Genomic DNA, 14,198 nt, shown 5'->3' on the forward strand with positions numbered 1-14,198 from the left:
AGTTAAGATTGACTGACGAACCGGCCGCTCCTGCAGAGCGCGATATAGTCCTCGACTTGCGCAAGCGTCGGCATCGCATCGGAGCAGCTGTGATTCGAGATGACGATCGAGGCGCCCGCGGCGCCGTATTCCATCGACCTCGCGATGTCCCAGCCCTGAATGAGGCCATGTATGAAGCCCGCCGCATAGGAATCGCCCGCTCCGAACGTCTTCACCACATTGGCGGGAAATGTCGTGCCTTCGATCCGCTCGCCTTCCTTCGTGAAGGCAAACGAGCCGTCCTTGCCGTGCTTGATGACGACGATCCGCGCATGGTGATCGAACCACTTGCCGGCCGTATAGCCGTCGTCTTTGACCGTATGGCGTTCAAACGATTCCATTTGGTCGAATTCTTCCCGCGTGCCGATAATGACGTCGCATTGCGCGGCCGCCAGATTGTAATAGACGGCCGTCTCCTCGGAGGAAGCCCACGTATAAGGCCGATAGTCGAGATCGAACAGGACGACGGTGCCATGCTTGCGCGCGTACTGAAGCGCGACGAACACGGCCTCCCGCGACGGACTTTTCGCCAGCGCCGTGCCGGAGATGAGCAGCGCCTTCGCATTGGCGATATATGATTCCTCGACGTCGCGCGGCTCAAGGTTCAGATCCGCCGCATGGTCGCGGTACATCAGGATGCTGCAGTCGTCCTTGCTCTTGATCTCGGTGAAGGCAAGACCGGTCACGCTGCCCGGCCGGTCCGTAATCATGCCGGATGTATCGATGCCGTTGCGCTCGAAATAGCGGACGATAAAGCGGCCCATCTGATCGTCGGACACCCGGCCGACAAAGCCTGTGCACATCCCGAGTCTGGCCATCCCGATCGCGATATTGGCCGGCGAGCCGCCGACATACTTGGTGAACGTGACGGTGTCTTCCATCGGGCGATGGATCTCGTTGGCGTTCAGATCGACGCAGGCGCGCCCCAGCGCGATAAAGTCGAGCGCTCTGCCCGCCGGAAACGAAAGGTTGTTCATTCCTGCTCTCCTCCCTCTTCGCTGCCGCCCGCAGCCTCGGCGAGCTTGGACGGCATGATCCAGGCGTGCGCCGGATCGTTGTGGAACACCCACGTCCGAACCGGCCCGGCCATGACGTTCAAGTAGTAGCCCTCGTAGCCGGGAGGCGCCGACACCGGATGATAGCCCTCCGGCACGAGCACCGCGTCGCCGTCCTTCACGGCCAGCGTCTCGTCGAGGGAGCGGTCGTCGTTGTACACGCGCTGCAATGCAAAGCCGTGCCCCGGGTTGACCCGATGATAGTACGTCTCCTCCAGATACGACTCGTGCGGCAGATTGTCCTTGTCGTGCTTGTGGGGCGGATAGCTCGACCAGTGTCCTTCGGGCGTGAACACCTCGACGACGAGCAGACTGTCCGCTTCCTGCCGCTCCGGCAATATGTTGTGAACGAGTCGTTCGATGTTGCCCGCGCCTCTGCGCTCGACGCCGACGTCGGACGGACGGATGAGCCGTGCGGGATAGCTTCCTTTTCCCGGCGCCAGACATACGCCCAGCTCCAGCTCGGTCAGCGCCTCGACCGCGAACGAATCGCCGCTTGGCACGTAGACCGAATAGGGCGGGATTTTCTCGAATACGCTCATGCGCGCGCCGATGTCGTTCCACCTGGCATGCCGCGTGCCGACCGACGCCCTGCCGGACAGCAGAACGAGGCAAGCCTCCATGTCTCCCGTCTCCCGGGTCAGCGATTGGCCGGTCTGCAGCCGATACACTTCAAAACCTACATATTCCCAGCCTGCAGACGCCGGCGTGATGCCGAGCACCTTGCCGTCTTGATCCGGCGCCTGCGAAGGAACGATCAAATTGGCAATCATTGTTTTCCTCCTCTTGATCGATTGCCGTCCGCCGGCCCGCTCGCCGGCATCCGGCCGGTTACAAGCCGGTATGCTCGCGAATGTAGCGGCGTGCCTTGACTGCGTATTCGAACGGATTCGCCTTGGCCGGGTCCTGTTCGGCCTCTACGACGAGCCAGCCCGCATACTTCATCTCCGCCAGCTTGGCGAACACGGGACGGAAGTCCAACGCGCCGTCGCCCGGCACCGTGAACGCCCCCGCCTTCACCGCCTGCAGGAAGCTGAGCCGCTCCCGCCGCACTTGCTCCACCACGGCCGGGCGAATATCCTTCAGATGCACATGCTTCACGCGCCCGGCGTGCTTCGCCAGCACGGCAAGCGGATCGTCGCCAGAGAAGGCCAGGTGGCCCGTATCGAACAGCAGCGAGACAAGGGACGGATCGGTAAGCGCCATCAGCTTGTCGATCTCGTACGCCGTCTGTACGCCCGTGCCCATGTGATGGTGATAGACGATGTCCATCCTTTTCTCCTGCGCCAGCTCGCCCAGCCTGTGCAGGCCGGACGCGAGCGACCGCCACTGCGCTTCGGTGAACGAAGGCTTGCCGTCGAAGACCGGGACGTCCTGCAAGCCCTGAATGCTCTGGCCCTGCTCCGAAACGACGATTACTTTCGCCCCCATCGCGTGGAGAAAATCGCGGTGCCGGACGAACGCGTCCACGGTCTCCTGCAGCGGCTTCGTCAGGAGGTAGGCGCTGAACCAGGCGCTTGCGATCGACAGGCCACGCGGCGCCAGATAGCGCCGAAGCACCTCCGGGCTGCGCGGATATTTGTTGCCGACCTCGCTGCCCGCGAAGCCGGCGAGCGCCATTTCGCTGATGCACTGCTCAAATGTATTTTCTCCGCCCAGCTCCGGCAGATCGTCGTTCGTCCACGCGATCGGGGCGATGGCGAGCTTGATGTCCGATTTCTCCAGCATGCCGATTCCTCCTTGGCTTCGTGATCCGATCAATACGGCCTTGCTTCCTTGCGCGTCTGTTCCTTCCTCGCGTAAGCCTGCCCGGTCGCCTCGCTGCCGGATACTTCGGCTACCCCGACATGCCACCATTGATCGTAGTCGTGCGTCATCGTCTTCGGCAGCACCTTGATATCGATCAGCGTGGACACGGTCTGGCGCTTCGCATCGATGATCGCCTCGCGCAGCTGCTGAGGCGTGCGAACGGAATACGATTTCACGCCGTAGCCCGCCGCGCTTTGCGCGAAGTCGATGTGCATCAGCTCGCCGTCCAGACGTCCGGTATCTTTATTGCGGTAGCGGAACTCCGTGCCGAAGCTGCCCATGCCGTTGCCCATCTGCAAATTGTTGATACAGCCGAACGCCGCGTTGTCGAACAGCAGGACGTTGATTTTCTGCCGCTCCTGCAGGCTCGTCACCAGCTCCGAATGCAGCATCAGATAGCTGCCGTCGCCGGTCATCGCATACACTTCCTTGTCCGGCTCCGCGAGCTTCGCGCCGAGCGCCCCGGATATCTCGTAGCCCATGCAGGAGTAGCCGTATTCCATGTGGTACGTATTCGGCCGACGGCTCTCCCACATCCGCTGCAGATCGCCCGGCAGACTGCCCGAGGCGCCGACGATGACGGCGTCTTCGTCAATGAGCCGGTTCACTTCGCCGATGACGCTCGTCTGCGTCAACCCGGACCCGAACCGCTCGCTGAACTCGGCAAGCACCTCATCGAGTTGGCCCGGCACCTCCGGCACGAACGGTTCCCCGTCGCGGTAGCAGGCTTCGTGCAGCCGCTTCAATTCCGCCTGCCAGTCCGATTTGGCGGCCGCGATCTCGCCGTCGTATGCGGATCGGTAATCCGCTGCGGCCAATTCGACCTCCAGCGCTTCAAGCGACAGCTTGGCGTCCGCCGTCAGCTTGACCGCGTCGAGCTTGTAGCCGTCGTACGGCGAGACGTTGATCGTGAGCACGCCGGCTTGCGGATGTCTGAACAGCCATTTGGATGCGGTCGTAAAATCGGTGTAGCGCGTGCCGACGCCGATGATCAGATCCGCCTCCTGCGCCAGCCGGTTGGCCGCGAGATTGCCGGTCACGCCGATGCCGCCGACATTGTACGGATGGTCGCTCTCGACCGCGCTCTTGCCGGCCTGCGTCTCCGCGAACGGAATATGGAAGCGCGTAGCGAACTGCTTCAGCGCCTCGGCCGCCTCGGAATAGCGGACGCCGCCGCCGCAGATGATGAGCGGCTTGCGCTTGGCGCTGATTAGCGCCGCGGCGGCCGCAACCTCGTCTGCGGCAGGGACGCTGCGGCCGATCCGGTGCACGCGTTCCTTGAAGAAATCGACCGGATAGTCGTACGCTTCGGTCTGTACGTCCTGCGGCAGCGCGATCGTCACGGCTCCCGTGTTCGCCTGATCCGTCAGCACGCGCATCGCGTGAATCAGCGAGGACATCAACTGCTCCGGACGATTGATCCGATCCCAGAATTTGCTCACGGCGCGGAAGGCGTCGTTCGTCGTCAGCGTCAGGTCGTATGGCTGCTCGATCTGTTGAAGCACGGGGTCCGGCTGCCTGGTCGCGAACGTATCGCCTACGAGCAGCAGCACGGGAATCTGATTGGCGGAAGCGGTCGCGGCGGCCGTCACCATATTGGCCGAGCCGGGACCGACCGACGCGGTGCAAGCCATGATCTGCTTGCGCCGCTTCTGCTTCGCGAAAGCGACTGCCGCGTGGGCCATTCCCTGCTCGCTGCGTCCCTGATACACCTCAAGACCCCCCGCCTCGGCCTCGAGCGCCTGCCCGATGCCGAGCACGTTGCCGTGGCCGAAGATCGTGAACACGCCTTTGATAAGCCGCTGACGCGCGCCCTCGAATTCGACGATTTGACTGTTTAAGAACCGGACAAGCGCCTGCGCTGTCGTTAAACGGACCGTTTCCATCGTTCGTTGACTCTCCTTTGCGAGGGTAATCGATTTCCTTAAACGTTATAAAAATAGACGATATGATCTCATATCATCTTCGCAACGAATAAGGTAATCGTTATCCTTAATATCCTCAGTTTAAGGGATAATGACCGGATTGACAATGCGCTATTTAAACGGCGTTGGCCTCTTGATCGAACATATCGATCTAACCGCCTCGCTCAAGGCCGTTCTGTACGTCAGCCGTCTTTATACGAGTACGAATCCGTCCCGCAGTCCAGCTTCTCTCCCCGGTCCTGGATACAGTAGGCCGTCCTCTTGCAAGACGACAAGCGGTCTGGCGCTCGACTTTTTTGAGCTCTGTCCGAAAGAGCCGCCGAAACGCGAAAAAGCCGGATCAGGCGGCTCGCGCCGCCTGATCCGGCTTTTTAAAGATGGAGACGCGGGGCGTCAGTGACGCTGCGCTTCTTCGACGATGGCCAGCACAAGCTCCGTCACCTTGACGATGTCGTCGGCTTTGATCCGTTCCTTCGTCGTATGGATATCCTCGTAACCGACCGCCAGATTGACGGTAGGCACGCCGTTGCCGTTGAACATATTGGCGTCGCTGCCGCCGCCGGACGCGAACAGGCTTGGGCTGAGGCCGACGCTGCGGATCGCCGCGCTCGCGATCTGGATGACTTCGTCCGCTTCGGTATAGCTGTAAGCGGGATAAATGACTTCGCTCACGAATTCGAACGTCGCGCCCGTCTCTTCGCAGGCGTTGGCGACCGCCTGGCGCATCAGCTCCGCCTGCGCATGGAGCTTCTCGTTCGAGCGGCTTCGCACTTCGGCGTAGATCTTGATTTTGTCGACGACGACGTTCACTTCGCCGCCGCCTTCGAAGCGGCCGATGTTGGCGCTCGTCTCTTTGTCGATCCGTCCGAGCTTCATCTTGGAGACGGCCTTGGACGCGACCTGGATGGCGCTGATGCCGTCCTCGGGATTGACGCCGGCATGCGCCGCCTTGCCGTGAATCGTGATGTACTGGCGGGAGTTCGTGATGGCGGCGGCGGCGATCTCCCCGACCTTGCCGTTAGAATCGAGGGCATAGCCGAACTTCGCCTTGAGACGCGAGCCGTCCATCGCGCGGGAGCCGAGCAGGCCCGACTCTTCGCCGACCGTGATGACGAACTGGATGGCGCCGTGCGATGCGCCCGTCTCCTTCAGCACGCGCAGCGCTTCGAAAATCGCGGCGAGACCCGCCTTGTCGTCGGCGCCGAGGATCGTCGTGCCGTCGCTGCGGATATAGCCGTCGTCGTCCAGCCGCGGCTTGATGCCAAGCCCCGGCGCGACGGTGTCCATATGCGACGTGAACAGCAGCACGGGCGCCGATTCGGCGTCCGGCGTCGCCGGCAGCCAGGCGAACAGGTTGCCCGAGCCGTGGCCGATTTTTTCCGCGACGTCGTCTTCCTCGACCGAAAGGCCAAGCGCCTCGAACTTTGCGATGAGCGCCTTGCGGATGGCCTGTTCGTGCTTCGTCTCGCTGTCGATTTGCACCAGTTCCATGAATTCTTCGATCAGCCGTTCTTTTTTGGACCATGCGGATCCTCCTCGTAAGCGTGCGTGAAATCGGTTAAAATAAGAAATATGCTCATTCAAGTCATATTGCCGCAAAGGATGGTTCCGATGAACAACGCGCGTTGGTTTAAAATCGTCGTCTACGTCATGCTGATCGCCATGCTGGCTTCTACCGTGCTGCTGTCGATCGGATCGCTGCTTCAGTGACGGTCCGCAAGCTCCCGTAACCGAATACGTCCCGGAAGTGCGGGAGCACCCGCTCCGCGATCTCCTCGACCTCGAGCGTTAGGCCCGTCTCGGCTTCGAGCGAGGTGACCCCGTATTCCTGGATGCCGCACGGCACGATGCCGCCGAACCCCTCTTGCTCTACGCCCCGCTTGACGTTAAAGGCAAAGCCGTGGCTCGTCACGAAGCCGCGTCTCGTACGCGCGCGATTGAACTTGACGCCGATCGCCGCGACCTTGCGGTCGCCGATCCAGACGCCGGTATACGCGGGCTTCCTGCCGCCGACGAGTCCGAACTCCGCGAGCAGGCGAATCAGCGCTTCTTCGAGATCCCGCAAATACTTGTGCAAATCAAGCCCTTCGGCGTCCAAATAAAGCAGCGGATATCCGACGAGCTGTCCCGGGCCGTGATACGTAATATCCCCGCCCCGGTCGATCTCGAATACCGAGATGCCCCGTCGCTTAAGCTCGTCCGGCGACATCAGCAGATGCTCGGGATGACGGTCCGTGCCGATCGTGTAGGTCGGCGGATGCTCCAGCAGCAGCAGCGTATCCTCGCGCTGCCCCGCCCCGATGTCCCGGATCAGCGCTTTTTGAAGATCCCACGCTTCCCCGTACTCGATCCGGCCCAGCTTGGCCGTGTCCAGCATGCTCATGTCCATCTCGCCTCCCGTTAACCTCCCTATTGTAGCGCATGCCCGAAGCGGCCGCAAACGAACGAAACCGGGCATGCGCCGCGACAAAAGGCCGCCCGCGGCCGCGCCTTGCGCGCTCGCGGGCGACCTCTCGCCGAATCGGTTCAAGCCTTTTATCAATAAAGCTTGGTGTCGAGACTGTAGCTCTCGAGGTTTTCTTTGACCCGTTGCAGGAACCTGCCGCAAATGACGCCGTCAAGAATACGGTGGTCGAGCGACAGGCACAGATTGACCATCGAACGCACGCCGATCATGTCGTTGATGACGACGGGGCGCTTCACGATCGATTCGAACGTCAAGATCGCGGCCTGCGGGTAGTTGATGATCGGCTGGGACAGGATCGAGCCGAACGAGCCCGTGTTGTTGACCGTGAACGTGCCGCCCTGCATATGCTCGAGCTTCAGCTTGCCGTGACGCGCGCGGTTCGCCAGATCGTCGATCTCGTGCGCGATGCCGGCGATGTTTTTCTGGTCGGCGTTTTTGATGACCGGCGTAACGACCGAATCCTCGGTTCCGACCGCGAGCGCCATGTTGATGTCGCGCTTGACGATGATCTTGTCCGTCGCCCACACCGAATTCATGATCGGGTAATCCTTGATCGCGCCGACGGCGGCCTTGACGAGGAACGGCATGTACGTCAGGTTGATGCCTTCCGTCCGCTTGAATTCGTCCTTCAGCTTGCTGCGAAGCACGACGAGGTTCGTCACGTCCACCTCGATCATCGTCCAGGCATGCGGAATCTCGGTCACGCTCTGGCGCATGCGCGTCGCGATCGTATTGCGGATCGGGGTGACGTCGATGAAATATTCGCCGCGGCCGGGCACTTCGTGACCCTCGATCTCGATCGTCGGGATGCGCGGCGATTCGGACAGGTGAAGACCGCCCGAGCGTACCTGCACGCGGGGGATCCATCTGCTCGAACGGCTTCGAGGACGAAGGCGCAGAACTAGCGCTCGCCGGCGCAGCCGGCGTCGGAGCGGCTTGCTGCGCGTCCGCGGCGGGAGCCGCCTGCGGCTGCGAACCGGCAGCGCCGCCCGGCGATGCTGCCGCCAGCACGTCGGCGCGCGTGATACGGCCGCCCATGCCGGTGCCCGCCAAGCGGGCCAGATCGATGCCGTGCTCGGCGGCCAGCTTCAGCACCGCCGGGGAATAGCGCTGGCGCATTTCTTGGCCCGCGGCCGCTGCGGACGGCACCGAAGACTGCCCTTGCGTCGGCGGCCTGTCGTTCGCCTCGCGTTCGGCCGCGCGCACCGCGTCGTCGGTCGGCTGAAGGCCTGCGGCGAGCGCGCCGCCCGGAATCTCCGCGTAGGCGTCGGCCTCCTCGGTCTCGATCAGGCAGATCGCGCTGCCGACGTTCACCGTCTCGCCGTCGTCCGCCAGCACCTTGACCAGCACGCCGCGGGCCATGGACGGCAGCTCGGCGCTTACCTTGTCCGTGATAAGCTCGCAGAGCGGCTCGTACATTTCGACGTAGTCGCCCGGCTTTTTCAGCCAACGGTCCACGGTCGCGGTTTCCAGCGATTCGGCCAGCTTCGGCATGATGATTTCGGTAATCTTTTTACTCAATTCCGTTCATCTCCTTCCCGTGACGGTTCTAGTATCGCGCCAGCTCCAGCATGGCCGCCTTCAGCTTATCCTTGTTCAGCATGAACTGCTTTTCGCCCACCGGATTGTACGGCATGGCCGGTACGTCGGGACCGCACAGACGGCGGATCGGCGCGTCGAGGTCGTAAAGCAGCTCCTCGGCGATGATCGCGGCGACTTCGCCGCCGATGCCGCCGGTTTTGTTGTCCTCGTGAACGATCAGTACCTTGCCGGTGCGCGCGGCCGCTTCGAGGATGCCCTCGCGGTCGAGCGGCTGAATCGTGCGCAGGTCGAGGATATGCGCCTCGATGCCTTCCTCGCGCGACAGCTCCTCGGCAGCCTGCATCGCAAAATGAAGCGGCATGCTGTAGCTGATCACCGTGATGTCGCTGCCTTCGCGCAGCACGTTCGCTTTGCCGATCGGCACCGTGTACTCGCCTTCGGGCACTTCGTCGCTTACGAGACGGTAGCATTTTTTATTTTCGAAAAAGATGACGGGATCCGGATCGCGAATCGCGGAGATGAGCAGACCCTTGGCGTCATAGGCGGTCGCAGGCGCGACGATCTTGAGGCCCGGGGTGCCGAAAAACACCGATTCGGTGCACTGCGAATGGTACAGGCCGCCGAACACGCCGCCGCCGATCGGCGCGCGGATGACGACGGGACAGCTCCAGTCGTTGTTCGAGCGATAGCGGATCTTCGCCGCCTCGCTGATGATCTGGTTGGCCGCAGGGAACATGAAATCGGAGTACTGCATCTCGGCGATCGGCTTCATGCCCGCCATCGCGGCGCCGATCGCGACGCCCGCGATCGCGGATTCCGCCAGCGGCGTATCGATCGCCCGATCCTCGCCGAACTGCTGCTGCAGTCCCTTGGTCGTGCCGAACACGCCGCCTTTGAGACCGACGTCCTCCCCGAGGACGAACACGCTGTCGTCCCGCTCCATCTCTTCCTTCATGGCCAATCGGATCGCGTCGATATATTCGATTACCGGCATGCGTTAGCGCACCTCCCCGTTGTCTTCGGCGTACACGTAGCGGAAAGCGTCCTCCGCCGACTGGTACGGCGCTTGCTCGGCATAAGCCGTCGCCTCGTCGAGCTCCTTGCGGATGCGCTGCTGCAGCGCCTGCTCCCGCTCCTCCGACCAAAGCCCGAGCTGCTCCAGATACGCGCGGAAAGCCGGCAGCGCGTCCTTGGCCCGGTTTTCGTCGACCTCTTCCTTGGTACGGTAGGCCATGTCGTTGTCCGACGTCGAGTGCGGCGTGACGCGGTACGTCATGATCTCCACCAGCGTCGGCCCTTCGCCGGCCAGCGCCCGCTCGTGCGCTTCGCGGAACACGCGGTATACTTCAAGCGGATCATGTCCGTCGACCCGAATGCCGGGGAAGCCGTAGCCGAGCGCGCGGTCGCTGATGCGGCCGGCCGTCTGCTTGGACAGCGGCACCGAGATCGCGTAGCCGTTGTTCTCGCAGACGAAGATGACGGGCAGCTTCTGTACGCCCGCGAAGTTGCAGCCTTCGTGAAAGTCGCCCTGGTTGCTCGAGCCCTCGCCGAACGAGACGATCGCAACGGACGATTCGCCGCGAATCTTCGAGGCGAGCGCGAAGCCGACCGCGTGCGGCACCTGCGTCGTAACCGGGCTCGAGCCCGTCGCGATGCGCAGCCTGCGGCATCCGAAGTGCGCGGACATCTGGCGTCCGGCGCTGTTCGGGTCTTCGCCCTTGCCGTAAAGCGCCAGCATCAGCTCCTTGACGGTCATGCCGACCGTCAGCACCAGGCCGTAGTCGCGGTAATAAGGGAGAAACCAGTCTTTGTCGCGGTCCATGGCAAAGCCCATCGCCACCTGCGACGGCTCCTGCGTAATGCCCGATATGTGGAAGTTCACCTTCCCGGCGCGCTGCAGCACCTGGCCGCGCTCGTCGAACCTGCGCGCGAGCATCATCGTCTCGTACATGGCGACGGCCCGCTCGTCCGTCAAGCCCAGCGCGATATGCCGCGCTTGTTGGTCTACGCTGCCTTTCTGGGTCATGAAGCGTCCCTCCCGGCTTTTGTTTTAGGATTTGTTTTAGAAGTTGTCGTTAGTGTTATAACCTGGTCTTAATACTTGAACCTAGAACCTATTATACAGCGGCGCGATCGAAAAAGAAACCGCGGGCGGAGCGGGGTTCGGTTATCCGTCTCGGGTGAGGCCCGTTCAAGCGTGCGCCGCGTCTTCGGCCGGCTCCCGCAACGCAAAACGGCCTCGCCTGAAAAACGGGCGAAACCGCGTGCGCGAAGCGCCGCGGCGAAAGCCTGGCGCTGCTTCCTTTATGAACCGTGCGAAGCGGAGCCGGAGACGGCCTGCATCACTTCCTGCATCGCTTCGGATAACGTCGGATGCGGATGAATGGCGCGGCCGATCTCCCACGGCACCGCATCCAGCAGCTTTGCGAGCGATGCCTCGGCGATTAGGTCGGTCGCGTGGGGACCGACGAGATGGAAGCCCAGCAGATCGCCCGTCTTCCGGTCGACGACCGCCTTCGCGAAGCCTTCGGGCTCGCCGTGCACGAGCGCCTTGCCGAAGACGCGCATCGGCAGCTTCGCCGCGCGCGTCTCGAAGCCGGCCGCCTTGGCCGCCGCCTCGGTCCATCCGATGGCCGCGGCCTCGGGCCGGCTGTAGATCGCCCGCGGCACGTCGCGGTCGGGCGTGCGGGGAATCGGCTGCCCGAGTATATGGGCGACCGCGACCTCCGCCTCGTGCATGGCCGCGTGCGCCAGCTGCACGCCGCCGATGACGTCGCCGACGGCGTAAATATGCGGCTCCCCGGTCTGCAGCGTCGCCGGATTCACCGTCACGAACCCGCCGGCCGCCTTGACGTCCGTATTTTCGAAGCCGAGGTTGTCGACGTTGCCGACGCGTCCGACGGATACGAGCATGCGCTGCGCCTCGAGCGTCTCGGCTTCGCCTGCGGACGTCTCGATGCGGACGGACACGCCCCCCCTCGGCCGACGCGCAGGACGAAGCGTCCAGCTTCGCGCCCAGACGCAGCTTCACGCCTCGCCTCTCGAGCTGGCGGGCCAGCTCCGAGGAGATATCCTTGTCTTCGCCGGGCAGCAGGCGGTCCGCCGTCTCGACGAGCGTCACCGCCGTGCCAAAGTCGCCGAGCAGCGACGCCCATTCGACGCCGATGACGCCGCCGCCGACGATGATCGCGCTGGCCGGAAGCGACGGCCACGTCAACGCTTCGTCGCTCGTCACGACGCGAACGCCGTCATACGGCAGCCCTTCGAGTCTCCGCGGACGCGATCCTGTCGCCAAGATGAGATGACGAGGCACGACGGTCTCCGACTCTCCGTCCTCGAGCTCTACGGCGATCGCGCCGCCGCGCGGCGAGAAGATCGACGGACCGGTCAACCGGCCGGCTCCCCGGATCACTTGAATGCGGTTTTGCTTCATCAGCGCCTCTACGCCCTTGTGAAGCTGTCCGACCACGTCGTCTTTGCGGTTCATGACGGCGCTCCAGTCCACGCTGACGCCATCGGCCTCGGCCAGGCGGACGCCGTAAGACGCCGCGCTTCGAACCGTAGCGTATACTTCGGCGCTGCGAAGCAGCGTCTTGCTCGGAATGCAGCCGCGATGCAGGCACGTTCCGCCGAGCTTGTCCTTTTCAATAATAGCCACGCTCCGTCCCGCTTGAGCGGCACGGACGGCGGCGGTATAGCCGCCGGGACCGCCGCCCAGGATGGCGACGTCGACTTCGATTGGCATGAAGGTACCTCCGGATCTGTAGGCTTTGGAGCAGCATGATTATGTATTTAGAGCTTGGCGTCTTCGGAAAAGCACGCCGCTTTCTTCATTCCCGCCGACCCTATCATTATAGCGTCTCGCGCCGCAACAAAAAAAGTTCGGCGTCTCGGCGGCGGATCGAAGGCCAATTCCCGCCATTTTTTGCTAAAAGCGAACGATCCCCTGCACGCACGTCCTTTACGTTCTCATTTACGATGGACATATTCTCGATAAATCGCTATCATTAGAGCATAGAACAGGAAGGTGGACATGACCGTTGAAGCTCGTTATCTCGCGCTTGATCGCCATTCTCTTGCTCGTCGTGCCCGGCCTCGCCGCCGCATACGGCTTCCTGCTGATGAAGGACGCCTTGTTCGATTATTTCGCGCAGTTCGGGAACGTCAACCTGCCCGATCCCCATTTTGACCTTTGGCACTTCTTGCTGGGATTCGTTTTATTTCTCGTCGGCGTCGGCTTCATCGGCGGCTGGATTTTTTTCCGCGACCGCAAGCACAACTACGTGTCGCCCCGCTTCCGCGCGAAGCGCCCTCCGCGTCCTCCGCGCGACGGCAGCAAGTCGGGCGGTCAATAAATGATTAAAAAGGAATAGCGCCTTCGCGAATCGCGGCGCTATTCTTTTTTTTGTTTCTCGGGCATGCGATGCAAGTCCTTTGTCCGCCGAACCCGCCTTTCGATAGGCGCTTGGCGTGCAGCCGTAAATGCCGCGAAACAGCTTGATAAAATAACTGAAGTTATCGAACCCCGCCTCCAGTGCGACCTCGGAGATCGTCGATTCGGACGCGGTCAGCCTGCCCGCCGCATACCGGATTCGATGACGGTTCAGATATTCGACCGGCGTCCTGCGCATATACGCTTTGAACATGCGGCTAAAATGCCCTTCGCTCATGCCGGCCACGTCGGCCAGCTCCCGCAGGCTTAACTTCCGCGCGAAGTTCGTCTCCATGTAAACCAAGGTTTGCTTCAGCCGCTCTGCCGAATGGCTCTCGCCTTCGTCCGCCGGCGACCGCGATTGCCATTGACCTGCGTCGATCAGATCCGCGAACAGAGTCAGCAGGCCTGCCTTTACCCGAAGCTCCCGGGCCGGATCGGCGGCATGCTCGAGCCTCTGAATCGCGGCGATCGATGCGATAGCCTCTTGGCCCCAAGGCGTATGCGGCGTCCAGTGATGCGGCGGCCCGGACCGCCCGCGCTGCAACGGACGCAAATAGCGCGCGGAGATCGCGTCGTCCGGGCCGCCGTCCAGCCAGCCAAGGTCGCAGACGAGCGCTTCGTACGCGCAGTCCGACGCATCGAGCGGGTATCCGCCGTGCAGCAGCCCGCCGGGTATGAACAAAGCCTCTCCTGCGGACACTTCGTAGGCGGACAATCCGATTTGGAACACGGCGCGCCCGGACGTTACCCTTAAAAATTCGATCTCTTCGTGCCAATGAAAATCGAGAATGCCTTCCTGGGACGTCCGCGCTTGCTGATAGAAACCGACCGGGAAGCCCGGCGTGCCGTGTCGGCGGTCCTCTTTTAACAATTTATTGTCCACGCGCTCGCAGCCGCCTCATAATCGTGTTATTTTTAAACATAAT

10 protein-coding genes and 3 pseudogenes are annotated in these 14,198 nt (G+C 62.4%); 2 read left to right on the top strand and 11 right to left on the bottom strand.

Features of this window, described 5'->3' with window-relative positions; translation table 11 throughout:
* Window positions 1–2 precede the first annotated feature (2 nt).
* From iolC to OMP38_RS02000, 5 genes are all read right to left on the bottom strand, one after another.
* Window positions 3–1,016 carry a 5-dehydro-2-deoxygluconokinase gene (gene iolC, locus OMP38_RS01980; RefSeq protein WP_277563658.1) on the bottom strand — a complete coding sequence of 338 codons (1,014 nt, stop codon included), beginning with the start codon at window positions 1,014–1,016 and terminating at the stop codon, window positions 3–5.
* Complete coding sequence (gene iolB, locus OMP38_RS01985) at window positions 1,013–1,864, bottom strand: 5-deoxy-glucuronate isomerase (protein WP_277565136.1); 852 nt, start codon at window positions 1,862–1,864, stop codon at window positions 1,013–1,015. Before iolB ends, iolC begins: the two co-directional genes overlap by 4 nt.
* 61 nt (window positions 1,865–1,925) lie before the next feature.
* The gene (gene iolE / locus OMP38_RS01990) at window positions 1,926–2,822 is read right to left on the bottom strand and encodes a myo-inosose-2 dehydratase (RefSeq protein WP_277563659.1); all 897 of its coding nucleotides are present in this window, start codon (window positions 2,820–2,822) and stop codon (window positions 1,926–1,928) included.
* A gap of 29 nt (window positions 2,823–2,851) precedes the next feature.
* A complete protein-coding gene (gene iolD / locus OMP38_RS01995; protein ID WP_277563660.1) occupies window positions 2,852–4,789 on the bottom strand; it encodes a 3D-(3,5/4)-trihydroxycyclohexane-1,2-dione acylhydrolase (decyclizing) in 1,938 nt (645 codons plus the stop codon).
* A 432-nt stretch (window positions 4,790–5,221) separates the two neighbouring features.
* Window positions 5,222–6,400: a M20/M25/M40 family metallo-hydrolase gene (locus OMP38_RS02000; protein ID WP_277565137.1), complete on the bottom strand. Its 1,179-nt coding sequence runs from the start codon at window positions 6,398–6,400 to the stop codon at window positions 5,222–5,224.
* Between the two features lie 39 nt (window positions 6,401–6,439).
* Here OMP38_RS02000 and prli42 point away from each other — a divergent pair, with 39 nt between their 5' ends.
* Entirely contained in the window at window positions 6,440–6,538 is a 99-nt protein-coding gene (prli42, locus tag OMP38_RS02005) for a stressosome-associated protein Prli42 (RefSeq protein ID WP_277563661.1), read from the top strand.
* On the opposite strand, the gene lipB is transcribed toward prli42, so the two are convergent.
* The 5 genes and pseudogenes from lipB to lpdA all read right to left on the bottom strand — a co-directional run bounded on the left by lipB (window position 6,501) and on the right by lpdA (window position 12,582).
* Window positions 6,501–7,217, bottom strand: a complete 717-nt coding sequence (lipB, locus tag OMP38_RS02010; protein ID WP_277563662.1) for a lipoyl(octanoyl) transferase LipB — start codon at window positions 7,215–7,217, stop codon at window positions 6,501–6,503. The genes prli42 and lipB overlap by 38 nt on opposite strands.
* A gap of 149 nt (window positions 7,218–7,366) precedes the next feature.
* Window positions 7,367–8,789 (bottom strand): annotated as a pseudogene (locus OMP38_RS02015) (dihydrolipoamide acetyltransferase family protein).
* A gap of 55 nt (window positions 8,790–8,844) precedes the next feature.
* Window positions 8,845–9,831: an alpha-ketoacid dehydrogenase subunit beta gene (locus OMP38_RS02020; RefSeq protein ID WP_277563663.1), complete on the bottom strand. Its 987-nt coding sequence runs from the start codon at window positions 9,829–9,831 to the stop codon at window positions 8,845–8,847.
* A 3-nt stretch (window positions 9,832–9,834) separates the two neighbouring features.
* Window positions 9,835–10,863: a thiamine pyrophosphate-dependent dehydrogenase E1 component subunit alpha gene (locus OMP38_RS02025; protein ID WP_277563664.1), complete on the bottom strand. Its 1,029-nt coding sequence runs from the start codon at window positions 10,861–10,863 to the stop codon at window positions 9,835–9,837.
* Window positions 10,864–11,141: 278 nt separating this feature from the next.
* Window positions 11,142–12,582 (bottom strand): annotated as a pseudogene (gene lpdA / locus OMP38_RS02030) (dihydrolipoyl dehydrogenase).
* Between the two features lie 340 nt (window positions 12,583–12,922).
* On the opposite strand from lpdA, the gene OMP38_RS02035 reads away from it, so the two are divergent.
* Entirely contained in the window at window positions 12,923–13,192 is a 270-nt protein-coding gene (locus tag OMP38_RS02035) for a DUF2627 domain-containing protein (RefSeq protein ID WP_338130462.1), read from the top strand.
* Window positions 13,193–13,300: 108 nt separating this feature from the next.
* On the opposite strand, the pseudogene OMP38_RS02040 reads toward OMP38_RS02035, so the two are convergent.
* Window positions 13,301–14,155: pseudogene (locus tag OMP38_RS02040) on the bottom strand (AraC family transcriptional regulator); the annotation flags it as partial.
* Between the last annotated feature and the right edge of the window lie 43 nt (window positions 14,156–14,198).

It is taken from the genome of Cohnella ginsengisoli (genome assembly GCF_029525555.1).
Lineage (GTDB): Bacteria > Bacillota > Bacilli > Paenibacillales > Paenibacillaceae > Cohnella > Cohnella ginsengisoli.